The sequence below is a fragment of the Pseudomonas sp. RIT-PI-AD genome, assembly GCF_025642785.1.
Classification (GTDB): Bacteria; Pseudomonadota; Gammaproteobacteria; order Pseudomonadales; family Pseudomonadaceae; genus Pseudomonas_T.
Genome location: NZ_JANZKU010000003.1, coordinates 162443 through 187996 on the forward strand (window position 1 = coordinate 162443; position 25554 = coordinate 187996).

Genomic DNA, 25554 nt, shown 5'->3' on the forward strand with positions numbered 1-25554 from the left:
GGTATCTCCTTAAAGCCTCGGCAGAAGCTCCTGGCGGTTCTGAGGTAGGCGGGATTCCGTAGTGCCGTTGTCGACCAGGGTCTGCAACTGACGGAACAAGCTGGGGATATCGAGGATCAGGGCGACTTGCCCGGAGCCGAGAATGGTGGAGCCGCTGATGCCCTGAAGATGTTGGAACAACAGGCCGAGGGGCTTGATCACGGTTTGCAGCTCGCCATGCAACTGATCGACGATCAGCCCGGCGTGCTGTCTTCCCTGGCTGACCACTACGATGTTGCGTCGCCGGGTTTCGCTGGCCGGCAGATCGAAATGCGCCGACAGGTCGATGCAGGGCAAGGGCTTGCCGCGCAGGTTCAGATAGCCGTAGGTGCCGTCGATCAGCGGTTCGCTGCCCAGCTCCATGCACTCGGTGACCATGTCCAGGGGGATGACGAAGTATTCCCCGCCCAGGCCCACCAGGAAGCCCTCGATGATCGCCAGGGTCAGCGGCAGGCGGATACGAAAGGTGGAGCCCAGGCCCGGACGCGACTCGATCTCGACGGTGCCGCGTAGTTGGTCGATGGCGCTGCGCACCACGTCCATGCCGACTCCACGACCGGAGAGGTTGGACACGCTGTCGGCGGTGGAGAAGCCGGCCGCGAAGATCAGCAGGTGGATATCGTGCTCGCTGAGATTGGACTGGGGATCGATCAGCCCCTTTTCGACGGCCTTCTCGCGGATGCGCGCGGTGTTCAGGCCACGCCCGTCGTCGCTCACCTCGATCACGATCATCCCCGACTCGTGGTAGGCGTTGAGCTGCAGGTGACCTTCCGCGGACTTGCCCGCGGCCAAGCGTTCCTCGGAGGATTCGATGCCGTGGTCGATGGCGTTACGCACCAAGTGAGTCAACGGGTCGGCGATCTTGTCGGTGACCGATTTGTCCAGCTCGGTCTCGGCACCGCGCACTTCCAGGCGGATTTTCTTGCCCAGCTCCTGGCTGACGTCGCGCACCACCCGGTGGAAGCGATTGAAGGTGTCGCCGATTTCGATCATGCGCAATTTCAACGCGGCTTCGCGGATCTGCTCGACGTGCTGATTGACCGTCTGGGTCGACTCGATGAAATTCGCCTGGCCGTGGGCACGGGCCTGCATCTGCGCGCCCGCCGCGCTGATGACCAGTTCGCCCACCAAGTTGATCAACTCGTCGAGCTTGTGCGCGGCGACCTTGATCAGGCTGGATTCCTGGGCCCGTCGCTCGCGCGCGACCTGTTGCTTCTCCAGCGCGGCGTTGACCGCGATGGGCGCGACCATGCCGGCCTCCACCAACACGCTGCCCAGGGGCGCGCGCGGCTCCTCGGCCTCCGCCTGCAAGGCCAGCCCTTTGCCCAGCTCGTGCTCGGTGAGCAGGCCGCTGGCGACCAGGATGCTGCCGATGCGCTCGTCGGTCTCCGGCAACTCGCGGATCAGTTGCACGTAGTCGCTCAGGCTGCTTTCCGGTGGCAGGATGCGCAACTTGCAGAAGTCCAGGATGAACTCGAAGACCTCTTCGATTTCCGCCTTGCTGGCGGCGCTGCGTAGCGAGATTTCCAGGCCCAGGTAGCAGGATTCCGGGTCCATCTGATGGAAGTCCGGGAGGTTCTCGTCCAGCACCTCGAGGTGGATGACCTCGCCCAGGCGGGTGAGGTAGCGTACGAAAGCGGCCGGATCGAAGCCGTTGCGGTAGAGATCGGCGGAAAAGCGCAGGGATATGTGCCAGGCGCCTTCGCTGCCGCCCGGCGCGCGCTGCACCTGGCCCTCCCGCGGCTCGGCGGGCGTCGGCAGGCTCGCGCCCTGCTCGCCCATTTCGGCGGCCAGGGCGTTCAGCAACTGGGTCTGCAGCACTTCGTCGATACCGTCGACCGTGCCGGTTTCCACGTTGATATGGCCGATCATCGCGCCCAGCTCGTCGAGGCAGCGCAGCATCAGCGAGATCAGGGTGGGCGTGAGGCTGCGCTCGCCGTCGCGCACCGCCATCAACAGGCTTTCCAACTGGTGGGTGAAGGCCACCACCGGCGTCAGGGAAAACAGTCCCGCCGATCCCTTGAGGGTATGCATGGCGCGGAACAGGCCATTGATGGCCTCTTCGTCGGCGAGGTCGCCATCCAGCACCAGCAGGCATTCCTCGGCCTGCTTGAGCAGGTCGCGGCCCTCTTCGAGGAAGCTTTGCAACAGCTGGGTCCATTGCTCTCCGTTAAGCATTCATCGCTCCTCGGGGCTGGCGGGCAGCAGGTCGGGGTACAAGGACTGCAGGTGCAGCAATTCGAGCAGTTCCAGCACGGCGTCCCCGGGATTGCGCACGTCCAGCTGGCCGTCCAGGCCGTGCAGATGGCGTTGCAGCGCCAGCAGGAGCTGGGCGCCGGCGCTGTCCAGTTCCTCCAGCTCGCTCAGGTCCAGTTGCCAATGCCGTTCGCCGGCGGCCAGCGCCGCGCGAATTTCATCGTGGGCCTGTTTCACTTCGTAGATGGTCAGGCTGCCGCTCAGGGCGAGCGAGGCGGGTTGGCCGGTCGGGTCGGACCGCAGGATCAGCATGGGTCAGCCCACCAGTTTTTCGACGGCGGCGAGCAATTGTTGCGGCTGGAAGGGTTTGACGATCCAGGCCTTGGCGCCCGCGGCCTGGCCGGCGGCTTTCTTGCCCTGCTCGCTCTCGGTGGTGAGCATGATGATCGGGGTGAAGCGGTATTCGTTGCGCGCCTTGACCTCCTTGACCAGGCCGATGCCGTCCAGGTTGGGCATGTTCACGTCGCTGATGATCAGGTTGATCTTCTGGCCGTTGAGCTTGGTCAGCGCGTCGCGTCCGTCGCTGGCCTCGATGACCTGGTGCCCGGCGCCGGTCAGGGTCATCTTCACCAGTTGGCGCATGGACAGGGAGTCGTCGACGATAAGGATGGTCTTGCTCATGGGGCTCTTACTCCTAGAAGAAGGTCACGTCGCTGTTGGCCGACCCCGTGCCGCGCCGGCCATGGCGCTCTTCATCGGTGGTGAACCGGTCGCGCAGCTCGCGCAACCAGAGCGCCGGATTCTCGATGCTCACGTCCTGCTCGCCGATGGCGCTGACCATGCGTTGTATATCGATCTGCAAGTGATCGAGCATCTGGTCGGAGCGATCCTGGAACTGCAGGCTGACGATGATTTCCTGAATGTCGCTCTGGGTGGTGCGAGCGTCCTGCTGCAAGTGCAGCGACGACTCGGAGAGCGATTCGAGGTTTTCACTGAGGCGTGTCATAACCTGACCCGCGACTTCATCAAGGTAGTCCAGATTGCTCTTTTCGCTCTGGCTCAATTCGTCGGTGGCGGATACGGTGGCGCGGATCGCCTTGTTGATCTCGTTGACCTTCTCGCCCATCCGATGGCCGGTCTCGGCGGACAGCGTGGAGAGCTTGCGCACCTCGTCGGCGACTACCGAGAAGCCTCGCCCGTATTCGCCGGCCCGCGCGGCCTCAATGGCGGCGTTCAGCGCGAGCAGGTTGGTCTGGCTGGCGATGTCCTGGACCAGCTTGGACATCTGTTGCAGTTCGGTGGCGTAGCTGTCGAGGTGGGCGATGGTGGCGAACAATTCGCCCTTGCGCTCGCTGGCGCGGTGGAAGGCGTCGATCACCTCGGTCAGGCGGCTGTTGGCCAGGCGCAGGCTGTCGCCGACGCCGCCGCGGCCGATGACCTCCTCGGAGCTGGCCAGGGTGTTTTCCAGGCGCCCGCTGAGCATGGAAAACCGCTCGAACAATTGGCGGATGTTGTGCTGGGCCAGGTGCCGCACCTGATCGATGTTTTCGCTCCAGATGGGCAGCACGCCGGTGACCAGGGGCTCGATGTCCCGGCGCGCGGGAGGTTCGACGGCGACGATGGCTTCCGGCGCCGCCTCGACCGGGCGGCGCCACCACCAGAGTCCGATGGCCGCCAAGGCCCCGAAGGCGCACCCCAGCCCGGCCAGCCAGCTCACCTGTAGCACGATGCCCGCCGCGGTGACGGCGAGGGCGAGCCAGAGTCCGAAGTACACAAACAAGGCGCTTCTCCTTGTGCCGGATTGGAATTACTTCCACCATAGTTGCGCCTTGATATCAGGTGTATCGGGGTATCCCCGATAGTCCCCTAGGGGTTATCCCCGATGCCGTCTAAGGGCGTGCAAGGGGCGCAACCAACGGTCGGATCCGCAGTCCGAGCCTTTAAAGGCGCCAGCCCTGATTCGAGGGCACGCCGCCGCCAGCGCGGGCGGAATTCCGGTCCCTCGGGATGGGGTCCGTCGCCGTTCAGTCGTCCACGTTGTGCCGGCATGCCGTACAGCCGGCCGGGAGATGAGTCATGTCGTTCCGCACCACCGCCCTGGCGGTGACCCTGGTGGCCCTGGCCGCTTGCAGTACTCCGCCGGTCTCGCCGGACTACGACGCCACGCGGGATTTCGCGGCCTACCACACTTGGGCCTGGCAGACCCCGGCGGTGCGCTACCGCCCCGACGACCCGCGCGTCGAAAGCGACCTCACCGGGCAGCGCATCCGCAGCGCCGTGGAGACCCAGCTCGACCAGCGTGGCCTGCGCGCCGCGCCCGCCAACGTCCAGGCGGACCTGAAGGTGCAGGCCTGGCTGATCGTCGAGGATCGCCAGGAAGAGGTCGCCACCAACTACGGCGGCCCCTGGGGCGGCTATTGGGGTGGCCCCGGCTACAGCGAAACCCGCACCCTCGACTACAAGGTCGGCACCTTGCAACTGGACTTCTTCGACGGCAAGGACGGCAAGCTGGTCTGGCGCGCCTCGTCCGAGCAGGTCCTGCGTACCACGCCGCAGAATCCCGCGGAGCGCGAGGCCGCCATTCGCAAGATCGTCACCCGCCTGCTCACGCAATACCCGCCCCGTCGCTGAGGCAGGCGCCGCCCCGTCGGCGTGAGGCCCGCCCGCTATGGGGCGGCGACTTCCTCCGTGCCTGGCAGCAGGTGCAGGTGGAGGCCCTCCATGACTGACGGTCGCAGCATCCTCGAGCTCTTTCGAGCATTTCCGAGTAGGTCGCCGGCGCCGCCGTCATGACGCGCATGCCAGCCCCCTTGAAGGCGCCCAGGTCTGGAGCGGGATCGCGGGTGAAAAGCCAAGGGCTGGATGTCCCCCACCACCGAAGTCGGCCTCGGAATCCAGGGCTTCCAGGCCGCGCGGCACGAACTCAGACCAGATAGCCCGAGCGGTCGCTGAACACCACCTGATCGTCGACCGCCAGGGTGCCGCTGTCGAAGATCAGGTCCAGGTGATGGCTGCCCTTGGCCCCGCCTCCCAACCCCAGGTGCAGGCCGCAGTGCCGCTCCTCGAAACCGGCGTTGCGCGCATACAAGTGTTTCACGCCTTCGTTGGTGCCAATGCCGAGCTCCTCGATCCGACGGTTCGACGGGTTGGCGTCCAGGTACTTGTTGAAGTCCTGTTCGAGGCCCGGCACCTCGGTGGCGATGCGGCTGATGGTGGAGTTTTCGATCCACATTTCCAGGGGCGTTTCCAGCACGCCGTACTTGCGCGCGAACGGAATGGTGCCGAGGAAGGTGCCGACGAACCTCACGTGGCCATTGATGGTTTCGCTGTGGGTGGCGATCTCGCCCGGGGCCAGGTCGTAGTTGCCGACCCCGTTGATGTTGGTCCATTTCTTCATGTCCCGCAGCGAGGCCTCGAAGTGGGAACCATGCGGATCGGTGAAACTCAGCACCTCGCCCTGGCTCATGCGGTCGATCAGCGCGGCGTTCAGGTCGGCGATGCGCGCGGGGGCGACGCTGAAGGTGTCGTAGAAGAAGTCGCCATAGTCCTTGAACAGCAGCGACTTCTTCCAATGTTCGGAAATCACCGGTTGCAGGGCGCGGATGAAGGAAGGCCCTTCGGCGCGCGGGTTGGGCAAGGTGGAGGCGTCGTAGAAGAAGATATAAAGGTCGGCCTCGACGATGGCCGCCGCCAGTCGCTCGGTCGGGGTGTCGTCCAGATCCATGGCCTGGAACACCAACCCGGCACTGGAGGCGGAGGATTCGATCAGATGCCCCACCAGATTCGCGTAGGCCTGGGTATGGCCGATGAGGATCGACGCCGGCGAACGGCCGCCGATCGCCGGATGGTGGGGGAGATAGTGAAGAAAATGCTCGATGGCGCGCTTGCGGTCCATTGATGCCTTCCCTGGTGCGATGACGAAAAAGGCGAACGCGGCCTGCCGCGTTCGCCTACGTGGATGTTAGAACGGCCACATCGCGGTGCCGAAAGGCACCACGGCTTCGTTCTTCATCATTTCCACGGCCGCGTCATGGGTTTCTGCCTCGAACCATTCGTCCAGTTGCAGTTCTTCGTCGCGGACTTGTTCGATTGTTTGCATGTTGGATCTCCTTAATTCACGTACTTGCCGAGTGAGCGGGACCATTGGCGGCACCGCAGGGAAAGCACGCTGACCACCTTGGTCAGCAAGCGAGGAAAAAACTAGTGCAGCCTCCTGAGTAATGCAAAGAAAAATTTATCGATAGTATCCTGCGATGTTTTATTCAATCTTTGCGCAAAATAAAAACCACTATTAATCAAGGCATTGAAAGAAAACTCTACCCCATTAAAAATCTTTGCTGAACTCTCTGGTTTGCTTTTCAAATCATCGGGTTATTAACTTTCCCTTTGTTTTTTCAGCGACACGAATGGCAGGTTGGCAGCCACTGGCTTTCAGAATGACATCAACCTAACTTTCGATTGGCGAACTGGGGTTAATCCTTTTCCAACGAACTTGGCCGACAAAGCCGAAATGTTTTTTGATGACTGAAACGACAACTTCACCCAGCCATATAAACAGTTCGACGCCATTGCTAGAGGTGATTGGCTCTTCTGTTCACACAATCGCTGGGGGAGATAATTCGTGCTCTTTTCCGTCTCCGGCCTGGTCGAACCCCGCGGCACCACGGCCCGTCGCGGAACCGGGAGTCGGTGGCGATACTCATCGTTTCGCCTGGGCCCGGCGGCTTTTCCCACGCAGCCTGATGCATACTCTGCGGCCCCTTTTCTTCCACGGAGAACGTTCATGCCCATTGCTTGGTGGCTGCTGGTACTGCCCTTCATCGCGGGCGCTTTCCTGCCCCTGCAAGCCGGTATCAATGGCCTGCTGGCGAAGCAGGTGTCGAGCGTGATGTGCGCCGCGCTGGTGTCGTTCAGCGTCGGCACCGTCGCGCTGCTGCTGGTGGTGCTGGTCCAGCGGGACTTGCCGAGCTTCGCCGTCCTGCGCGGGGTGCAGTGGTGGCAATGGTGCGGCGGTCTGCTCGGCGCGGTATTCATCGCCACGGCGGCCTTCGCCGGCCCACGGATCGGCGCGCTGCTGTTCATGGTGCTGGTGCTCGCCGGTCAATTGAGCATGGCGGTGATGCTCGATCATTTCGGCTGGGCGGGCTACCGCGAGGCGCCCGCCAGCCTGATGAAGATGGCAGGCTTGGCGTTGATCCTCGGCGGCGTCTGGTTGATCCGGCGCGGTTGAGCAAGACCGCTCGGCGGCTAGGCACGTGGCATGGCCTTGCGCCAGCAACCGTTTCGATAATTTCCCTGACAACTTTGCAAACCCTGACCAGACTGGCATACGGGAGCCAGCATCATGGCAACGGACGGCGACTCATAACGGATCGAGGTATCGACTGATGAACAACCTGAAAGTGGCCTACCGGATGCTGGTGATGGTGGTCCTGCCGATGTTGGCCATGCTCGCGCTGCTGGTGCTGGCGTTGAACGGCTTCTCCCGCATCGACGCCGGCGTGGGCCAGTTGTACGACGATCGGGTCGTGCCGCTCCAGCAATTGAAGAAGATCAGCGACTATTACGCGGTCAACATCATCGACACGGCGAACAAGGCCGACCACGGCTTGCTCGACAAGCGCCAAGCCCTGGACAACCTGAAGACCGCCCAACACGAGATCGACAGCCTCTGGCAGGCCTATCAGGCCACCCACTTGGCCGAAAACGAGCGTCGCCTGTCCAGCGAAGCGGTGCAACGCTTCCAGCCCGCCAACCAGGACATCCAGCGCCTGATCGCCTTCCTGGAAAGCGCGCCCGAACCGCTGAAAGGCACCCTGGGCGATTTCAATGGCCCGCTCTACCGCAGCATCGACCCGATCACCGCCAGTATCGGTGCGCTGATCCAGGTGCAGCTCGACGAAGCCAAGGCGACGCGGCTGAAGGCCGAGGGCGTGTACCACAACGTGCGCAACGCGATGCTGCTGGTGGTGGGCTTGATCCTGCTGCTCACCATCGCCTGCGGCTGGCTGGTGGCGCGCAGCGTCACCCTGCCGTTGGCCGGCCTGCTGGCCGCCCTGCGCCAGTCCGAGCGCGACGCCGACCTGACCACCCGCCTGGAAGTGCGCGGCAAGGATGAGATCAGCAGCGTGGCGCTGGCCTACAACAGCATGTTGCAACGCTTCATGGAGGCCATGGCGGCGCTGCAGCAATTGACCGAACAAGTGCGCGGGCAGAGCGAGGAGCTCAGCGCGGTGACCCTGCAGACACGCAAGGACATGGACCGCCAGCAGTTGGAAACCGATCAGGTGGCTACCGCCACCACGGAGATGGCCGAGACCATCCAGGAAGTGGCGCGCAACGCCGCCAGCGCCGCCCAGGCCGCGCTGAACGCCGAGAAGGAGGCCAATGCCGGGAGCAAGGTGGTCGGCCAGACCCTGAACGCGGTGACCGAGCTGTCCAGCGAGTTGCAGGACACCTCGCTGCAGGTGACCGATGTGGCCAATGCCAGCGACACCATCGGCGGCGTGCTCGACGTGATCCGCGGCATCGCCGAACAGACCAACCTGCTGGCGTTGAACGCCGCCATCGAAGCGGCCCGCGCCGGCGAGCAGGGCCGCGGCTTCGCGGTGGTGGCCGACGAGGTGCGTTCGCTGGCGCAGCGCACCCAGCAGTCGACCGCGGAAATCCAGCAGATGATCGAGCGTTTGCAGCGCGGTGCCCGCGAGGCCGCCAGCGCCATGAGCCAGGGTCAGCAGAAAGCCCACAAGACCCTGGAGGACGCCGCCCAGGCGGACACCGCGCTGCGCAGCATCAGCGAGGCGGTCGACACCATCATGAACATGAACACCCAGATCGCCAGCGCCACCGAGGAACAGACCTCGGTGGCCCAGGAGATCAATCGCAACCTGGTGAACATCCGCGACGTCGCCCAATCCACCCAGGACGCGGTGAATCACATCGACCAGAGCAGCCAGACCCTGGCGCAGATCGTCAGTCGCCTGCGCGAGCTGACCAACCGCTTCCGCGTCGATGCCCGCTAGCCCGGCCCGCTCCGGCTAAACGATACCCGCCAACCGCACGCCCCCTGCCGAAGCGCTCGTTCGACGAGCGCCTCGGCCGTGGGCGCGGCTCACTCCAGGGCGTGCCAGATCTCGGTGGCGTACTCGCGGATGGTCCGGTCCGAGGAGAACCAGCCGGTGCGGGCGGTGTTCAGGACAGCCGCGCGCCACCAGCGCTGGGGCTGGCGCCAGAGCGCTTCCACCTCCTGCTGCGCGTCCCAGTAGGCATCGAAGTCGGCGCAGACGAGGAAGCGGTCGTTCCAGGTGAGTTCGTCCACCAGGGACACGTAGCGCCCCGGATCGTCCGGCGAGAACACCCCGCTGCGCAGCGCCAGGAGCACCTCGTTCAGCCGTGGCGACGCGGCGATGATGGCTTCGGCGTTGTAGTCGCCGTTGCGCTTGTGCACGCCGACCTGCTGGGCGGTGAGGCCGAAGATGAACATGTTGTCGGCACCGATGCGCTCGCACATCTCCACGTTGGCCCCGTCGAGGGTGCCGATGGTGAGCGCACCGTTGAGGGCGAACTTCATGTTGCTGGTGCCGGAGGCTTCCATGCCGGCGGTGGAAATCTGCTCGGAGAGGTCCGCCGCCGGGATGATGCTTTCCGCCAGGCTGACGTTGTAGTTGGACAGGAACACCACCTTGAGCAAACCGCGCACCGTCGGGTCGTGGTTGACCATCCGCGCGATGTCGTTGGCCAGCTTGATGATCAGCTTGGCCTGGTGGTAGCTGGCGGCCGCCTTGCCGGCGAAAATCTTCACCCGCGGCACCCAGTCGGTGGTCGGCTCGGCGCGAATCGCCTGGTACAGCGCGACGGTGGACAACAGGTTGAGCAGTTGCCGCTTGTACTCGTGGATGCGCTTCACCTGCACGTCGAACAGCGCGTCCGGGTTCAGGGTGATGCCCATGCGCTCCTGCACCAGTTTGGCCAGGGCCACCTTGTTCTGCCGGCGCTGCTCGATGAAGCGCTTGCGGAAGGTGCTTTTCTCGGCGAGCGGCTCCAGGCGGATCAGCGCTTCCTCGGGGTTATCCAGCACGGCGTCGCCCAGGTGCTCGCGCAGCAGCGTGGTCAGGGCGGGGTTGGCCTGCTGCAACCAGCGGCGGAAGGTGATGCCGTTGGTCTTGTTGTTGATGCGCTGGGGGTAGAGCCGGTGCAAATCGGTGAACACCGTCTCGCGCATCAATTGCGTGTGCAGCGCGGACACCCCGTTGATGCTGTGGGAGCCGAGGAACGCCAGGTTGCCCATGCGCACCCGGCGACCGTTGCCCTCCTCGATCAGCGACACCGAGCGCAGCAGCTCGAAATCGTCCAGGCCCTGGGCACGCAGCGCATCGATGTGATAGGCGTTGATCAGGTAGATGATCTGCATGTGCCGCGGCAGCAGGCGCTCCATCAGCGACACCGGCCAGGTCTCCAGCGCCTCCGGCAGCAGGGTGTGGTTGGTGTAGGACAGGGTGCTGACCGTCAGCTCCCAGGCCTTTTCCCAGTCCAGGCCGTGCTCGTCCACCAGCAGGCGCATCAGCTCGGCCACGGCGATGGACGGGTGGGTGTCGTTGAGCTGGATGGCGGCCTGCTCGGGCAGATTGAGCAGCGTGCTGTGCTGGGTCAGGTGGCGACGCAGCAGGTCCTGCAGGGAGGCGGAGACGAAGAAGTATTCCTGGCGCAGGCGCAGCTCCTGGCCGGCCTCGTTGCTGTCGGCGGGGTAAAGCACCCGCGAGATGCTCTCCGCCCGCGCGACGTCGGCCACCGCGCCGAGGTGATCGCCGGCGTTGAAACGGTCCAGGTGCAGCTCCTCGGTGGCACGGGCGCGCCACAGGCGCAGGGCATTGACGCTGGCGCCGCGCCAGCCGACCACCGGCGTGTCGTAGGCCACGGCGCGTACCGTCTCGCCCGGATGCCAGATCTGCCGGGGCTGGCCCTGGGCATCCAGCACGGTGTTCACGCTGCCGCTGAAGCCGACGTTGTACACCACCTCGGGCCGTTCGAACTCCCAGGGGTTGCCGAAATCCAGCCAGTTCTCGGTGTGCTCCTGTTGCCAGCCGTCGACGATCACCTGGCGGAACAACCCATGGTCGTAGCGGATGCCGTAGCCGTGGGCGGCGACGCCGAGGGAGGCCATGCTCTCCATGAAACAGGCCGCCAGCCGGCCGAGGCCGCCGTTGCCCAGGGCGGCATCCGGTTCGAGGGTGCGGATCCGATCGAGGTCCACGTCCACTTCCGCCAGGGCGGCGCGGGCGATGTCCAGCAGGCCGAGGTTGCTCAGGCTGTCGAACAGCAACCGGCCGATGAGGAATTCCAGGGAGAGGTAGTACACGCGCTTCTGTTTCTTACGCAGCACGCGCCGATGGTTGTCCAGCCAGAAATCCACCATGTGATCGCGGGTGGCCAGGGCGACCGCCTCGAACCAGTCGTGTTCGGTGGCGTGCTCGGGGTCTTTGCCCACCGCGTAGGCGAGCTTCGACAACACGGCCATGCGGAAGGCCGCGACCTGGTCGATATTGGGCGTGAGCGGTTCGTCTGACATCGGCGTTGACCTCGCAAGCAAGAAGGAAAAGATGGCACGGAGCGCCTCCGGGGTTCGACCGGGCCCGCAGGAGCCGGTTCTGGACGAGGCGGAATAGAGCTGCCAGCCCTCCAGTAAAGCGCATCTGGCCGGCGGTTGCGCGCTCGGCGTCGGGCGCCGGCTCACTCGCCCAGGCTGAATTCCACGCGGGCGGTCTGCCCGGCTTCGTCGAGCACGCTGAGCTGGTGCTGCCCGGCCGCGGCCAGGGTCAGGGCGAAACTGTCCTCCACCGCGCTTTCGCCCAGGGGCGCGCCGTCGAGAAACCACCAGCGCCGCCCACTGCCGCCGAGCGCGCCGAGTTTGAGCCGCAAGGCCTCGACGCTGCCGCCGGGTCGGCGCAGGCGGTCGCCCGGGCGGATGCCGACGATCGACAGCGGCGGGACCTGGCCCGACTGCTGCGGCGGGCACTGCGCATCCGCCGCCGGCAGACGGGCGCTGCGCCGTTCGCGTCGCGGCAGCCAGGGTTCCAGCGGCGCCGGCCAGAGCGTCAGGTCGCGCGGCCGGGCACCGGCACAGGCGGGGTCGACCCGCAGGCCCTGTTCATTGATCCAAATGACTTGCTGCAACCCCAGACCCAGCGGCTGGTCGGCAGCCTGCAAGGTCGGCGGGGTAGTGCCGTCCAGGGTCCAGGCGAAGCGCTGGCGCCGGCAGTTGGGGTCGCTGCGCTCGAGGGGTTGGCCCAGCGGCCAGCAGATCGCCGCGACCCCCACGCTCGCCGGCTGCGGATCGTCCGGGACCGGCAGGCCGCGCTGGGCGTCGCGGTTGACCAGCAGGTCGTGCACCTGCATCAGCAGCGGCGCCGCCGAGGCGAGGCCGAACTGGCCGGGCACCGGGGTGCCGTCGGGGCGGCCGATCCAGATGCCGATCAGATGGCGCGGGCCGATGCCGATCGCCCAGGCATCGCGGAAGCCGTAGCTGGTGCCGGTCTTCCAGGCCAGCTGCGGGCGCTGGGTCAGGCTCGCACGCGGGTCGCGATCCGGGCGCGCCTGGCCGGAGAGGATGCGCCGGACGATCCAGGCGGCGCCGGGCGAAAGCAGGCGGCGCTCGCCCAGCGCGTCCTGGGGTTGCAGGCGTACGCGCGCGGCGCGGCCCTGGCGGGCGAAGGCGCTGTAGCCGGTGATCAGGTCCTCCAGGCGGGTGCCGGCACCGCCGAGGATCAGCGCCAGGCTGGGTTCGGCCAGGGGCGGCAGCACCAGGGACAGCCCCGCATTGCGCAACTCGCCGGCGAAGCGTTTCGGCCCGTAGGCCTCCAGCAGCTGCACCGCCGGCAGGTTGAGTGAAGTGGCCAACGCCTCGCTGGCCGACACCGGCCCGCTGAAACCCGAGGAGAAGTTACCGGGCCGGTAATCGCCATAGCGTCTCGGCACATCCTGCAGCAGGGATTCGGAATGGATCAGCCCGGCATCCAGGGCCATGCCGTACAGGAACGGCTTGAGGGTCGAGCCCGGCGAGCGCAGCGCGGTGATCATGTCGACGTGGCCGAAGCGCTTGGCATCGCCCATGTCCACCGAGCCGACATAGCCGCGGACCGCCATGTTGCCGTGCTCCACCACCAGGATCGCCGCCGAGGTGCGTTCCGGCAGGCGGCTGCGCCACCCCAGCAGCAGATCCTCCAGGCGGCGCTGCAAGGTGGCGTCGAGGGTGGTGCGGATCAGCGGCGGGTTGCCCGCGCCGTTCAGCCGTCGCGCCAGCAGCGGCGCCAGGCTCGGCTCCCGCCGCGGCGCCAGCAGCACCGGTTCCTCCAGGGCCTCGCGGACGGTTCCCTCGGGCCATACCTGGAACTCTCCCAGGCGCCGCAGCACCTTGTCGCGGGCCAGTTGCGCACGCTGCGGATAGCGGTCCGGGCGCAGCCGGCTGGGTGCCTGGGGCAACACCGCGAGCAGCGCCGCATCGGCACGGGTAAGGTGCGCCGGCGACTTGCCCAGGTAGGCCCAACTGGCCGCCGCCACGCCCTGCAAGGTGCCACCGAAGGGCGCGCGATTCAGGTAGAGGGTGAGGATCTGTTCCTTCGACAGGTGCCATTCCAGTTGCAGGGTACGCCCGAGTTGGCGCAGCTTGCCCGGCAGGCTGCGGGCATGGGGTTCGAGCAGACGCGCCACCTGCATCGACAGGGTACTGCCACCGGACAGCACCCGTCCGCCGCTGAGGTTCTGCCAGGTGGCGCGCAGCAGCGCCAGGGGATTCACCCCGGGATGCCGGTAGAACCAGCGATCCTCGTAGGTGAGCAAGGCATCCAGGTAATAGGGCGAGACCTCGTGCACCGCCACCGGATAACGCCAGACGCCATTGGCATCGGCGAAGCGCCAGAGCGGCGTGCCGTCCTCGGCCAGCACCACCCGGGCGAGGTCGTCGCCCGGCAATGGCAGCGGGAACAGCCGGTCGGCGCCCACCAGCAGGAGCATCGCCAGCAACGGCAAGGCGATCCAGGGGCGACGCAACACACGCGCCGCACGCGCCCGGTTCATCGCCTCCGGAAACCCGCGAGGCACGGCGCGCCGTGGAGCGACGGACCCGGGCCCGTGCCCACGGCGCCGGTCGGTCGGCGGCTCACCGCCCCTTCACCACCAGTTGCGCCTGGCTGGCGCCCACCGCCCGCCAGTTCGGCCGGTACATGGACTCCACCTGCGGCGGCGGAACCCGGTAGCTGCCGGGGGTCACCGCCCGCGCCAGGTAGAGCAGGTGCTGGGTGCTGTAGCCGTCCAAGTCGAGGGCGGCGACGTAGCGGTCGTCGCGGAACTCCTGGTGCTTGACCAAGGTGTTGTCCTGCATCGATTGCAGCCAGTTCTTCACCTCGCCGCCCGCGTCCTGCAGGCTCGCCGAGCTCTGCGCCAGGTTCTGGTTCTCCAGTTCCAGGCCGGCCGGCAACATGTCGACCACCAGCGCATCGGGCACCCGTTCCTTGGCCTTCACCGCCAGATGCACCAGCACCAGCTCGCCGCTCTCCAGGGCCTCGAGGTCCAGTGGACGCCCGTCCGTGCCCAGGTAGCTGCGCTCGATGCTCATGTTCTCGCCGCTGACCGCGGGGGCTTTCAGCGGATAGCCGGAGAGGGTCAGTTGCTGGTACAGCGGCTCGCTACCGGGGTTGCTCAACCCCAGCGGTTCGGCGAGCAACGGGCCTTGCAGCGTGAGGCCGGGCTGCTTGTCGCTCAGTTCGCGCTGCTGGCCGCCGGCGCTCAGCGTGGCGGTCCAGGCTTTCTCCGGCTTGCCGAGCAGGCCGCGACCGGCGAGGAACAGCGAGTTGCGCTCCTGGGTGGACAGCCAGGGCCGCCCGGCCAGGTCGTCGGCCAGGTCGAACAGCCGCTCCTCGCGGCGATCCGCCGCCAGGTCGTTTTCCTCCAGCAACGCGAGGATCAGCGCCTGGTCGCGCAGGCGGCTGCCGTAGTCGCTCATCCAGTCGTCGCTGGCACGCTTGACCATCAGCCCGGCCTGCAACGCCTGTTCCGCGCGGGGAGCGTCGCCCATCAGCTTCAACGCCACCGCCAGGTGCACCAGCGGCAGCCCCGAGCGGGCGTCGCTGCGCTTGTCGAACAGTGCGCGCAGGTTGCCCAGGGGCGCCTGGCGGCTGCGCGCCAGCACATAGCCGGAATAGGCCTGGATGGCGAAGCGGGTGTGCTCGGTGTTGTAGCTGTAATTCACCTCCAGCAGGGAGCTGTCCTGTACGTAACGCAGCAACCGCTCACTGGCCTTCTTCAGCGCCTCCGGCGGTACCGCGAAACCCTGTTCCTGGGCGCGCTGGAGGAAGTCGGTGACGTAGGCGGTCAGCCAGTATTCCTCTTCGCTGTCGGCGCTCCAGAGGCCGAAGCTGCCGTTGTAGCGCTGCATGCCCAGCAGGCGCTCGATGCCCAGCTCGATCGAGCCGCGCCGCTGCGCCTCGGGCTCGCCTTGCAGGCCGAGGCGTTCGAGGCTGGCGGCGTCGGCGTAGAGCGAGGGGAACAAACCGCTGGTGGTCTGTTCCAGGCAGCCGTACGGGTAGGCCTTGAGGGCACGGATCTGCTCGCCGAGGTTGAGCGGCGGACGGCTGGACAGGGCCAGCATGCCCTCCAGCCCGGCCGGCTCGAACTGCCCCAGGGTGCCGGCCGGCAGGGTCCAGCCCTCGCCCTTGAGCACCGCGCGGAATTGCTGCACCTGGGCCGGGTACGCCGGGCGCACGCCGAGGGTCCAACTGCGGCTGAACGGCGGCAGGCTTTCGCCCGGCAGGTCGAGGCCCTGCACCGTCACCCGCAAGGTGCCCTGGCCGTAGCCGCCGAGGGCATGCACCGGTATCTGCAAGGTGCTGCGCTGGCCTTCGGCGAGCTTCAGCGTCTGGCTGGCGTCCTGATCCAGGCTCAACTGCCCCTCGCTGGCGAGCTGCACCTGCAGGGTCTGCGGTGCGCCCGAGAGGTTGGTCAGGTCCAGGGCCAGGCGGGTCTGGTCGCCGCCGGCGAGGAAACGCGGCGCCGCCAGTTCGGCGACCAGCGGCGCGGCGACGACCGTCTTGGCCTCCGCCATGCCGTAGCGCTCGTCGGTCCAGGCCTGCGCCATGAGCCGCAGTTCGCCGTTGAAGTCGGGAATGTCCAGGCTGACTTCGCCTTCGCCCCGTTCGTCCAGGGTCACCGGTTCGGCCTGGCGGGCAACCAGCGTGAGGCTGGTCTGCGGACGCTTGCCGCCGCCGGCCAGGGCGGCGTCGCCGCCGAAGGCCAGGCTGGCGAGGCGGCCCTGACCGGCCTCGATCAGTTGCCCGTAGACGTCGCGCTGATCGATGCCGTAGGCCTTGCGGCCGAACAGGCTGGCATAGGGGTCCGGCGTCGGATAACGGGTGATGTTGAGGATACCCACGTCCACCGCCGCCACCAGGACCCGGGCGTTGTGCGCCGGGCTGCCGTCGGCGTTCTTCGCCTGGATCTTCACCTTGAGCGGCTGGTTGGGACGCATCTTGGCCGGCGCATCCAGGTTCAACGCCAGCTTGCGCGGCGCGCGCTCCAGGGGCAGGTGCAACAGGCCGACCGCGCGCTTGGGCGTGACGTTGGCCTTGCGCTCGCCGGGGCGGATCACCAGGGCGCTGACGTAGAGGTCATGGCGCGCCCACTCCTTGGCGATGGGGATCTCGAAGCGCTTGCCTTCGGCCGGCACGTCCACCGCCTGCCACCACAGCGGCCCCTCGGCAGACTCCACCAGCAGATAGCCGCTGCCGGCGGCCGGCGGGGTCAGGGTGACCTGGGCGGTCTCGCCCTCGGCATAGGCCGGCTTGTCCAGGGCCAGCTTGATCTGGTCCGGACGCACGGCGCCGCCTTCGGCGTTGTCCTGCCAGCGGTAACCGGCCCAGAAGCGCAGGCTGCTGATCACCCCGCTGTCCGGGTCTTCCACTTCCACCCGGTAGGGGCCCCACTCCACCGGAAAGCTGACCTTGGCGGTGTCGCCGGCGGCGATGCTCAGGCTTTCCTCGCTCAGGGTCAGGTACTTCTCGTTGTAGTGGTAGCTCCAGCCGTCGCTGTCGGAGAAATTCCAATAGTAGTCGCGGCGCTCGCGGACCAGCCGCACCTTAAGGTTGTCGGCGGCGAGCTTGTTGCCGGCCGCGTCCGCCACCAACAATTCGAAGGAGGCCTGGCTGTCGGCGTCGACTTCCTCGCCGTCGAACAGCGCGCGCAGGCCGGGCAGGCGCTCGGCCGGCCATACCGGCTGCACCAGCCGGCGGGTGATCGGCCGGCCGCCGGACTCCTGCAGGCTGGCCTGGAGGATCAGCTTGAGCGGCGACTTGACGTCGGCCCAGCGGCTTTCCAGGTCGATGCTGCCCTTGCCCTCACCGTCCAGGGTGCTTTCGTCCAGTTCCAGGTCCTGGCTGAGTTCTTCCTCGCTCACCGAGCCGAATTGGTAGCCGGGCAGCGCCTCGACCGCGTCGCGCAGCGGGCGCACGTAGACCTGGCCGCTCAGGCGGTTGCCGGAGGCCGGCGCGCCGTACAGGTAACGGCCTTCCACCTGGAAGTTGGCATTCTCGCCGGGCCGCAGGGGCGCATCGCTGCCCTTCAGCTCCAGGGCCAGGCGCTCGGGGAGGAAGTCCTCGACGAGGAATTCGTACATCTGCCGATTGCCGTCGCCCAGGTCGAACAGCAGTTGCCAGCGGCCGGTGGGCGCTTCGCCGGACAACGGCAGTTGGTATTGGTAGAAGCCGTCCTTGTCGGCGGACCAGACGAAGCGGCGGCTGACCTGATCGTCCGGGCGGTGCAGCTCGACGCTCACCGGCTGGCTGGCCACCGGCTTGCCGTCGGCGTCGCGCAGCAAGGCGTTGAGCAGCACCGTCTCGCCGGGGCGGTAGAGGTCGCGGGGGCCGAACACGAAGAACTGCAGCGCGTGGCTGGCCGGGCCGGCGATGTCGAACTCGGCGAGGTCCAGGGCCGGGGCGGCCAGCCGCAACAGGCTGGTCTGCTCGTCCTTGCGCGCCAGCAACACATCGGCCTTGGCCGGCAGGGCCATTTGCGCGTGACCCTCGGCGTCGGTCTTGGCGCTTTCCAGCACGTGGCCGTCCTTGTCCAGCAGCGTCAGCTCGACGTCGCCCTGGGCCTTGCCGCCCTCCAGCGCCTGGGTGAAGACGTCCAAGCGGTTCTGGTAGGTGTGGGCCGACAGGCCGATGTCGCTGAGGGTGAACAGGGTCGCCGGCAAGGAGTAGTCGTAGCTGCCGGAAGGCCGCATCACCGCGACGTAGACGCCGGGCTTCTTCAGCGGCTCGATGCCGGCGATGGGCAGCAGCAGGGTCTCGCGGGTGTTCCGCGCCGGCTTCAGGTCGAAGCGGCCGCCATATACCAGCTCGGCCATCGGCAGCATTTCCTTGGACTCCCAGTAGTCGAGGCTGCCGCGCGCGCCCCAGCGGCCGAGGAAGGCCGGCAGCGAGGCTTCGTTGATGCGGAAGAATTCCACCTCCACCTTGTCCACGTTCAGCGCGATCACCGGCAGGCCCTCGGCGAGCCGGGTCGGCAGCAGCGAGCCGCGGCTGGCGAAGCCGACGGTGGCCTTCAGGTCGCGGGTCTCCAGGCGCGCGTCGAAGGCCTGGGCGAGCGTCTGGTCGTTGACCGCGCGCAACCCGGCGTCGACGGTCAGCACCAGCTTGCGCTGCGGCTCCAGGTGGCGCAGGCGCAGCTCCTGCTGGTTGTCGGAGAGTTCCCAGGCGCCATCGACCTTACCGCTCTCGGCGTCGACCAGGTGCAGCTTGGCGGAGAAATCCTGGTCCGCCTGCAGCGGCACCGAGAAGGTCAGCGACAGGGCGCTGGCGCCCTCGACCTGCACCTCGGACACGTCGACCACCTTCAGTTCGCGACCGGCGAAGCGCTTGGCCAGCGCCGCCACGTCCAGCGCCGGACGCGCCGCACCCCGATCGGCCGCGGGTTGCCCGGCGGCCTGCTCGGTGGAGGTGGGCGTCTGCCGGGTCTGGGCCGGCGGAGTGGACGAATCGCAGGCGCCGAGCAGCGCCAGGACGAGGGCCAGGAACAGGCCTTTTTTCTGCATCGCAGTCTCCAGGGGGACAGGCGGGTGGCGGTGGTACCGGGGTCGCCATGATAAAGGCCGGGGGACGCGAAGCGGGTGAAGCAGCCCACAGCCCGAGGCAAAGGATCGGCGCGGCGGCTATTCGAGCATGGAACGGTAGCGGCGAGAAGTCCGCCGGGGGCACCCGGCGCGATTAAAGGCGCCGCGCGGGAGCGGTGTGCGCCTTGGAGGCTTTCTCGAGTTCTTAGTTGGTCATGCTCGACATGCGCGCGGCCGTAAGGCGGGGACGGGCGCGGGCTTTATCGAGCACATCTCGCAATAACCAGAACGGCCGCGACCTGCGTCGCGGGCTGCCGGGCCCGTATACTGCGCGGCCCACAGGAGCCTCGCATGAATGTGCTACACGCCTGGCGCCACGCCCCTACCCATAGACGGGTCCGGGCGCTGGCGGCGCCGATGATTCTGTCCAATCTGTCCGTGCCCCTGGTGGCGTTGGTGGACAGCGCGGTGGTCGGCCACTTGCCCCATGCCCACCAACTCGGCGCCGTGGCGGTGGGCAGCAGCCTGTACATGTTGATCGTCGGCGTGCTGACGTTCCTGCGCATGGGCACCACCGGTTTCGCCGCGCAAGCGGCCGGGCGTCGCGATGGCGGCGCGCTGCGGCAGATCCTGCTGCAAGGCCTGGCGCTCGGCCTGGGCCTGGCGCTGCTGCTCGGGGTCCTGGCGATTCCCTTCGGCGGGGCGGCCCTGGGCCTGATGAACCCCTCGGCGGAGCTCGACGGACTGGCCCGCGAGTTCCTCCACACGCGGCGGTTCGGCCTGCCGGCGGCGCTGGCCAACTATGCCCTGGTCGGCTGGTTCCTCGGCACGCAGAACGCCCGCGCGCCCCTGGCGATCCTGCTGCTGACCAACCTGAGCAATGCCGCGCTGTCGTTGTGGTTCGTGCTCGGGCTGGACTGGGGCGTGGTCGGCGCGGCGCGGGCGGCGGTCCTGGCGGAGTGGAGCGGCGCGGTCCTCGGCTTGCTCCTGACCCGTGGCGCGCTGCGACGCTTTCCCGGGCGCCCGGACTGGTCGGCGTTGCGTCGCTGGATGGCCTGGCGGCCATTGCTGGCGGTGAACCGCGACATCTTCATCCGCTCCCTGGCGTTGCAGGCGGTGTTCTTCCTGGTGACGGTGCAGGGCGCGCGCCTGGGGGACACTACGGTGGCGGCCAATGCCCTGCTGCTCAACGGCCTGCTGCTCACCGCCTACGCCCTGGATGGCCTGGCCCATGCCGTGGAGGCCCTGTGCGGCCACGCCATCGGCGCTCGCGACCGTCCGGCGCTGTACCGCACCCTGGTGGTGGCCGGCGGTTGGGCGCTGCTCGCCAGCGCCGCCTTCGCCCTGGCTTTTTCGCTCGGCGGCGGCCTGCTGGTCGACCTGCAAACCGATATCGGCGAGGTCCGCCAGGTGGCGCGGAGCTACCTGCCTTACCTCGCCGTGCTGCCGCTGGTGGCGGTCTGGAGCTACCTGCTGGACGGCTTGTTCATCGGCGCCACCCGCGCCCGGGAAATGCGCGACGCCATGCTCATCGCCCTGGCCCTGGGGTTGCCGCTGGGCTGGCTGTTGCAGGGGCTCGGCAACCACGGCCTGTGGCTGGCGTTCCTCGCGTTCATGGCGATCCGCGGCCTCTGCCTGGGTGGCTTCGCCTGGCGCCTGGCACGGCGCGATGGCTGGCTGGCCGCCTAGACCTCAGCTCCAGGCCGGCGCGGCCGAACCCAGCCGACGCGCCGGCAGCGACCAGCGCAGCGGCAGCCCGGCGATATGCAGCGGCGCGCGCAGCCGTTGCGCCGGTCCCCAGTCGCTGGCCTCGAGGGCCGGCTCGCGGTCGTCGGCGTCCTCCGCGCGCAGCGGCAGGCTCTCGCCCGCGCCCCGTTCCACCAGCAGCCGCGCGGTACGCGCCAGGGACAAGCGCGCGGACCCGCCGCAACCCCGCTCGAACGCCTCGCTCAGCGCGCGAATGGCCGCAGCCGCCATCAGATAACCGGTGGCGTGGTCGAGCGCCTGTACCGGCAGCGGCAGCGGGCGCTCGGCCTGGCGCCAGCGCATGCCGGCCTCGGCCACCCCGCAACTCATCTGCACCAGGCTGTCGAAGCCGCGGCGATTGCGCCAGGGACCGCTCCAGCCATAGGCGTTCAGGCTCACGTCCACCAATGTCGGCGCCAGGGCGCGGCGTTGCGCCGCGCCGTAGCCGAGTCGCTCCAGGGCATCGGCGCGGTAGCCATGCAGCATCACGTCGGCGTCGGCCAGCAGCCTCTCGAACGTCGCGCGGTCGTGGCGATCGTGCAGGTCGAGGCGCGCGCAGCGCTTGCCCAGGGTGACCTCGGGGACCAGCGCGGCCTCGTCCCAGCCCGGCGGGTCGATCCGCAGCACCTCGGCGCCGAGGCCGGCCAGGAAGCGGCTGGCCACCGGACCGGCGAGCACGCGGGTCAGGTCCAGCACGCGGATGCCCGCCAGGGGCCGTTCGCGACTGCCGGTCCAGGCCTTGCCGGCGGCCGGCTCGCCGCTCTCGCGCCACACCAACGGCTCGGCGTTCACCGCGCGGCCCTGGGGATATGTTTTCCAGGCCTGCCAACTGCGCATCTCCGCGGCGCAGCCACCGGCCTCGACGATGGCGCGTTCCAGGTCGCCCTTGGTCCAGCCCGCCACTCGCGCAGCCAGGGCCTCGGCATCGGCGCAACGGCCGAGCACCCGTTCGGCGCTGGCGCGATGGTGGGGGGCGTTGGTGTGCAGGCGAATCCAGCCGTCACGGGTGGCGTAGTCGCCGGCCAGCGGGTCCCAGGCCGGCGGCACGCTCCAGCCGCGGGGGCGGATCGAACCGGCGAACCAGAACGAGGCCAGGCGCCGGTCGACCCTGACCTCGGCCGGCTCGCCGGTACGCCCGCGCAACAAGGACGACACCGCAGACCCCGCTGCGGCGAGGCTGGCCGTGGCCAGTTCGGTCACCGCGAACGCCGAGGGCAAGGCACCCTCGCCATCGATCCGCAGCGCGCCATCGGGCAGGGGCGGCAGGTCCAGCGAAGCTTCGATAGTGGAGAGAAGTTCTGACATCATGACGCCTCCGAGTGAACGCCCATTGCACGCGAGACCTCGGTGAAAGTCGACCTGTCTGAGCGCTCGTAGCCGACAGGCCGGTTTTCGCGCCGCCGGACACGCCCGAAGGAACCCACCATGGCCCAAGCGCTCGCCGCCTACCTGCACTACCTGTCGATCTTCATCCTGTTCGCCCTGCTGACCCTGGAGCACCGACTGTTCCGCCTGCCGCTCGACCTCGACCGCGCGCGCGACCTGGCGCGGGTGGACATCGCCTACGGGGCCAGCGCGGCGTTGGTCCTGGCCAGCGGGGTGGCGCGGCTGCTGTGGTTCGCCAAGGGCTCCACGTACTACCTGCACAACCTGCTGTTCCACGCCAAGGCCGGGCTGTTCCTGCTGGTGCTGCTGGTCTCCCTGCTGCCGACCCTCACCTTCCTCGGCTGGCGGCGCGAATTGCGTGCCGGCAGGTTGCCCGAGGTGAGTGCGCGACGCGGCCGCCGGGTGATCGCGGCGATCCGCCTGGAGTTGCTGCTGCTGATGCTCATGCCCCTGCTGGCGACCCTGATGGCCCGCGGCCTCGGTATCGCCCCGTGAGGCTTTCCAGCCTGAGCCGCCCCGCCCCTCGGGTTCGTGGCGCACTGATCCCGCTCGTCCTGCTCGCGGCGTTGCTCGACGGTTGCGCCAGCATGTCGCCGGAACAGTGCCGCGCGGCCGACTGGCGCCGGGTCGGGCTGCGCGACGGCAACGACGGCTGGCCCCGCACCCGCCTGGACGCCTATCGCCGGGATTGCGGCGAAGTCGGCGTACGGCCTGACGCCAGCGCCTACCTGGACGGCTGGAAGGCCGGGATTCCGGCTTTCTGCACCGCCGAGCGCGGCTGGTACCGCGGCCTGTACGGCGACGATCGCGCCGGCTACGTCTGCGTCGGCCAACCCGGCGAGCGCGAGTTCTTCCACTACCAGCGCGCCGGGTTGCTGATCTATCGCACCCAACAGGCGTTGCGCGACAACGAGGCGGAGATCGACCGCCTGGAACGACGCCTGCACGAGGCCAAGGACGACGACCGGCGCGACCACTGGCGACGTCAGCTGAGGTACCAGCGCCACCTGCGCGACGCCCTGCGCAACCAGATGCTGGACATGCAGATGCTCGCGCCTTGAAGCCGCGTGCCCGCGCTCACTGGCGCAGGCCGACCGCCAGCCGGTTGAAGGCGTTCATCAGCGCGATGGCGACGCTCAGGTCGGCGATTTCCGCCGGCTCGAACAGCGCCTCCAACGGCCGGTAGTCGGCGTCCGGGGCGTTGCTCTGGGCGATGTGGGTGAGGGACTCGGCCCAGGCCAGGGCGGCGCGCTCGCGTTCGCTGAAACGCCCGCTGACCCGCCAGCCGGCCAGCGCGTCCAGGCGCTCCGTGGCCTCGCCGGAGGCGCGCAGCGCCTTGGCATGCATCTCCAGGCAGAACGCGCAGCCGTTGATCTGGGAAATCCGCAGGTAGACCAGCTCGATCAGCGGCTTGCCGAGACGACTCTGCTCCAGGGCCTTCTTCACCCCCACCAGGCTTCGGTAGGCCTCGGGGGACAATTCCTGATAGGGCAAACGCAGGCTGCTCATGGGTGACTCCTCGGTGGTAAGGGAAGGCGGCGGCCCAGGACCCGCTGGCGCGCCGCAAAAACTGCCGTCACTCTAGGCCGGCCATGGCATAGTCGACAGGACCAAGATCGAAAGAAACTCCTGGGACATGGCACGCACCTTCAGCGACGACGCGCTCGGCCAACTCCAGCGCGAGCGGGCGACACCCCTCTACCAGCAGCTCTACCAGCGTTTTCGCGAGGCCATCGCCCAGGGGCGCCTGCGTCCGGGCGACCGGGTGCCGTCGGTGCGCGCGCTGGCCAGCGAATTGAACCTGGCGCGGGGCACGGTGGAGGCGGCCTACCAACTGCTCGCCGGCGAAGGCTACCTTCTCGCCCGCGGACCGGCCGGCACCCGGGTGGCGCCCGGTCTGTTGGTTCCGGTGGAGGCCGGCCCGACGCCGCCAGCCCGCTCCGCGCCCTTGGCGAACCCCATGGATGGCGCGGTGGCGCCGTTCCAACTGGGCCTGCCGGCGCTGGACGCTTTCCCGCGCAAGCTCTGGACGCGTCTGGCCGCCCGGCACCTGCGCAGCCTGGGCAACGGCGGGCTCGACTACCCCGCCCCCTGTGGCTTCGCGCCGTTGCGCGCGGCCGTCGCCACCTACCTGGGAATCTCCCGCGGCATCCTCTGCGAGCCCGCCCAGGTGTTCATCACCGCCGGCTACCGGGGCGCGCTGGACCTGATCTGCCGCAGCCTGCTGCAACCCGGCGACGCCTGCTGGTTCGAGGACCCCGGCTACATCCACGCCCGCGACCTGCTGGAAGCCGCCGGCATGCGCCTGGTCCCGGTACCGGTGGACGCCGACGGCCTGTGCGTCGAGGCCGGCCGGGCGCGAGCCGAGCATGCCCGCTTCGCCGTGGTGACGCCGGCGCACCAGAGCCCGCTCGGCGTCTCCCTGTCGCTGCCGCGCCGGCTCGCCCTGCTGGAATGGGCGGCGTCCCGCGACGCCTGGATCGTCGAGGACGACTACGACAGCGAATACCGCTACCTCGGCCGTCCGTTGCCGGCGTTGAAGAGCCTCGACCGTCACGACCGGGTGCTCTATGCCGGGACCTTCAGCAAGGTGCTCTACCCCGGCCTGCGCCTGGCCTACCTGGTGGTCCCGGCCGGCCAGGTCGAGCGTTTCGCACGCCAGGCCGCGCTGTTCCATCACGCCTGCCCGGACCTGCTGCAGGCGACGGCCTGCGACTTCCTCGTCGAGGGCCATTTCGCCCGCCACCTGAAAAGGATGCGCAGCCTCTACGCACAACGCCGCGGTTACCTGGCGGAGGCCTTGACCACGCGCTTCGGCGATCGCCTGCGCCTGGAGCTGCAGGCGGGCGGCATGCACCTGCTGGGGTACCTGCCGGCGGGCACCGAGGATGGCGCCCTGGCCGACCGCGCAAACGCCCAGGGGCTGGCCGTGCATGCCCTGTCGCGCTGGACGCGCGAAGCCCGCGGCACGCCGGGGCTGCTGCTGGGCTTCACCCAGGTCACCGACTCCGGGCAGGCGGACGGACTGGCGCAACGCCTGGGCGCGGCGCTCGGCTGGACCTGAACGGCCAGACATGAAAAGGCCCGCTCGG

18 protein-coding genes are annotated in these 25554 nt (G+C 68.1%); 7 read left to right on the plus strand and 11 right to left on the minus strand.

Annotated elements, in window-relative coordinates:
• Nucleotides 1–9 precede the first annotated feature (9 nt).
• Genes OGL92_RS03850 through OGL92_RS03865 form a run of 4 tightly spaced genes read right to left on the minus strand, consistent with a single transcriptional unit; the run spans nt 10 to nt 4009 of the window.
• Entirely contained in the window at nt 10–2217 is a 2208-nt protein-coding gene (locus OGL92_RS03850) for a chemotaxis protein CheA (protein WP_263140683.1), read from the minus strand.
• Nucleotides 2218–2547, minus strand: a complete 330-nt coding sequence (locus OGL92_RS03855) for an STAS domain-containing protein (protein ID WP_263140685.1) — start codon at nt 2545–2547, stop codon at nt 2218–2220.
• Between the two features lie 3 nt (nt 2548–2550).
• A complete protein-coding gene (locus OGL92_RS03860; protein WP_263140693.1) occupies nt 2551–2916 on the minus strand; it encodes a response regulator in 366 nt (121 codons plus the stop codon).
• A gap of 13 nt (nt 2917–2929) precedes the next feature.
• Entirely contained in the window at nt 2930–4009 is a 1080-nt protein-coding gene (locus OGL92_RS03865) for a methyl-accepting chemotaxis protein (protein ID WP_346659482.1), read from the minus strand.
• Between the two features lie 302 nt (nt 4010–4311).
• Here OGL92_RS03865 and OGL92_RS03870 point away from each other — a divergent pair, with 302 nt between their 5' ends.
• Complete coding sequence (locus tag OGL92_RS03870) at nt 4312–4866, plus strand: DUF4136 domain-containing protein (RefSeq protein WP_263140701.1); 555 nt, start codon at nt 4312–4314, stop codon at nt 4864–4866.
• A gap of 292 nt (nt 4867–5158) precedes the next feature.
• Here the strand turns inward: OGL92_RS03870 and OGL92_RS03875 are convergent, their stop codons facing one another.
• Both OGL92_RS03875 and OGL92_RS03880 read right to left on the minus strand, forming a co-directional pair.
• A complete protein-coding gene (locus OGL92_RS03875; protein ID WP_263140703.1) occupies nt 5159–6130 on the minus strand; it encodes a leucyl aminopeptidase in 972 nt (323 codons plus the stop codon).
• Between the two features lie 66 nt (nt 6131–6196).
• Nucleotides 6197–6334 carry a hypothetical protein gene (locus tag OGL92_RS03880; RefSeq protein WP_263140706.1) on the minus strand — a complete coding sequence of 46 codons (138 nt, stop codon included), beginning with the start codon at nt 6332–6334 and terminating at the stop codon, nt 6197–6199.
• 684 nt (nt 6335–7018) lie between these two features.
• On the opposite strand from OGL92_RS03880, the gene OGL92_RS03885 reads away from it, so the two are divergent.
• A complete protein-coding gene (locus tag OGL92_RS03885; RefSeq protein ID WP_263140708.1) occupies nt 7019–7465 on the plus strand; it encodes a DMT family transporter in 447 nt (148 codons plus the stop codon).
• A gap of 157 nt (nt 7466–7622) precedes the next feature.
• The gene (locus OGL92_RS03890) at nt 7623–9257 is read left to right on the plus strand and encodes a methyl-accepting chemotaxis protein (protein WP_263140711.1); all 1635 of its coding nucleotides are present in this window, start codon (nt 7623–7625) and stop codon (nt 9255–9257) included.
• A gap of 89 nt (nt 9258–9346) precedes the next feature.
• Here OGL92_RS03890 and OGL92_RS03895 read toward each other — a convergent pair whose 3' ends face one another.
• The 3 genes from OGL92_RS03895 to OGL92_RS03905 form a co-directional block, all read right to left on the minus strand.
• Nucleotides 9347–11800, minus strand: a complete 2454-nt coding sequence (locus OGL92_RS03895; RefSeq protein WP_263140713.1) for a glycogen/starch/alpha-glucan phosphorylase — start codon at nt 11798–11800, stop codon at nt 9347–9349.
• Nucleotides 11801–11961: 161 nt separating this feature from the next.
• The gene (pbpC, locus tag OGL92_RS03900; protein ID WP_263140714.1) at nt 11962–14304 is read right to left on the minus strand and encodes a peptidoglycan glycosyltransferase PbpC; all 2343 of its coding nucleotides are present in this window, start codon (nt 14302–14304) and stop codon (nt 11962–11964) included.
• Between the two features lie 82 nt (nt 14305–14386).
• Nucleotides 14387–19312 (minus strand): alpha-2-macroglobulin, encoded by a 4926-nt coding sequence (locus OGL92_RS03905; RefSeq protein ID WP_263140715.1) that lies wholly within the window; start codon nt 19310–19312, stop codon nt 14387–14389.
• A 369-nt stretch (nt 19313–19681) separates the two neighbouring features.
• Here OGL92_RS03905 and OGL92_RS03910 point away from each other — a divergent pair, with 369 nt between their 5' ends.
• Entirely contained in the window at nt 19682–21019 is a 1338-nt protein-coding gene (locus tag OGL92_RS03910; RefSeq protein ID WP_263140716.1) for an MATE family efflux transporter, read from the plus strand.
• A gap of 3 nt (nt 21020–21022) precedes the next feature.
• Here the strand turns inward: OGL92_RS03910 and OGL92_RS03915 are convergent, their stop codons facing one another.
• Entirely contained in the window at nt 21023–22381 is a 1359-nt protein-coding gene (locus OGL92_RS03915; RefSeq protein WP_263140718.1) for a CoA transferase, read from the minus strand.
• Between the two features lie 120 nt (nt 22382–22501).
• Between OGL92_RS03915 and OGL92_RS03920 the strand changes: the two genes are divergently transcribed.
• The gene (locus OGL92_RS03920) at nt 22502–22957 is read left to right on the plus strand and encodes a DUF2214 family protein (protein ID WP_263140719.1); all 456 of its coding nucleotides are present in this window, start codon (nt 22502–22504) and stop codon (nt 22955–22957) included.
• On the plus strand, nt 22954–23523 hold the full coding sequence (locus OGL92_RS03925) for a DUF2799 domain-containing protein (protein ID WP_263140722.1): 570 nt from the start codon (nt 22954–22956) through the stop codon (nt 23521–23523). The genes OGL92_RS03920 and OGL92_RS03925 overlap by 4 nt, the downstream gene beginning before the upstream one ends.
• 16 nt (nt 23524–23539) lie before the next feature.
• Here the strand turns inward: OGL92_RS03925 and OGL92_RS03930 are convergent, their stop codons facing one another.
• The gene (locus OGL92_RS03930; protein WP_263140727.1) at nt 23540–23971 is read right to left on the minus strand and encodes a carboxymuconolactone decarboxylase family protein; all 432 of its coding nucleotides are present in this window, start codon (nt 23969–23971) and stop codon (nt 23540–23542) included.
• 127 nt (nt 23972–24098) lie between these two features.
• Between OGL92_RS03930 and OGL92_RS03935 the strand changes: the two genes are divergently transcribed.
• A complete protein-coding gene (locus OGL92_RS03935) occupies nt 24099–25526 on the plus strand; it encodes a PLP-dependent aminotransferase family protein (protein ID WP_263140729.1) in 1428 nt (475 codons plus the stop codon).
• Nucleotides 25527–25554: the final 28 nt, after the last annotated feature.

Coding starts and splice junctions, on each gene's coding strand:
- OGL92_RS03885 (WP_263140708.1), top strand. CDS start 7,019: ATGCCCATTGCTTGGTGGCTGCTGGTACTGCCCTTCATCGCGGGCGCT.
- OGL92_RS03895 (WP_263140713.1), bottom strand. CDS start 11,800: ATGTCAGACGAACCGCTCACGCCCAATATCGACCAGGTCGCGGCCTTC.
- OGL92_RS03870 (WP_263140701.1), top strand. CDS start 4,312: ATGTCGTTCCGCACCACCGCCCTGGCGGTGACCCTGGTGGCCCTGGCC.
- OGL92_RS03875 (WP_263140703.1), bottom strand. CDS start 6,130: ATGGACCGCAAGCGCGCCATCGAGCATTTTCTTCACTATCTCCCCCAC.
- OGL92_RS03880 (WP_263140706.1), bottom strand. CDS start 6,334: ATGCAAACAATCGAACAAGTCCGCGACGAAGAACTGCAACTGGACGAA.
- OGL92_RS03935 (WP_263140729.1), top strand. CDS start 24,099: ATGGCACGCACCTTCAGCGACGACGCGCTCGGCCAACTCCAGCGCGAG.
- OGL92_RS03910 (WP_263140716.1), top strand. CDS start 19,682: ATGAATGTGCTACACGCCTGGCGCCACGCCCCTACCCATAGACGGGTC.
- OGL92_RS03920 (WP_263140719.1), top strand. CDS start 22,502: ATGGCCCAAGCGCTCGCCGCCTACCTGCACTACCTGTCGATCTTCATC.
- OGL92_RS03915 (WP_263140718.1), bottom strand. CDS start 22,381: ATGTCAGAACTTCTCTCCACTATCGAAGCTTCGCTGGACCTGCCGCCC.
- OGL92_RS03855 (WP_263140685.1), bottom strand. CDS start 2,547: ATGCTGATCCTGCGGTCCGACCCGACCGGCCAACCCGCCTCGCTCGCC.
- OGL92_RS03890 (WP_263140711.1), top strand. CDS start 7,623: ATGAACAACCTGAAAGTGGCCTACCGGATGCTGGTGATGGTGGTCCTG.
- OGL92_RS03905 (WP_263140715.1), bottom strand. CDS start 19,312: ATGCAGAAAAAAGGCCTGTTCCTGGCCCTCGTCCTGGCGCTGCTCGGC.
- OGL92_RS03860 (WP_263140693.1), bottom strand. CDS start 2,916: ATGAGCAAGACCATCCTTATCGTCGACGACTCCCTGTCCATGCGCCAA.
- OGL92_RS03930 (WP_263140727.1), bottom strand. CDS start 23,971: ATGAGCAGCCTGCGTTTGCCCTATCAGGAATTGTCCCCCGAGGCCTAC.
- pbpC (WP_263140714.1), bottom strand. CDS start 14,304: ATGAACCGGGCGCGTGCGGCGCGTGTGTTGCGTCGCCCCTGGATCGCC.
- OGL92_RS03850 (WP_263140683.1), bottom strand. CDS start 2,217: ATGCTTAACGGAGAGCAATGGACCCAGCTGTTGCAAAGCTTCCTCGAA.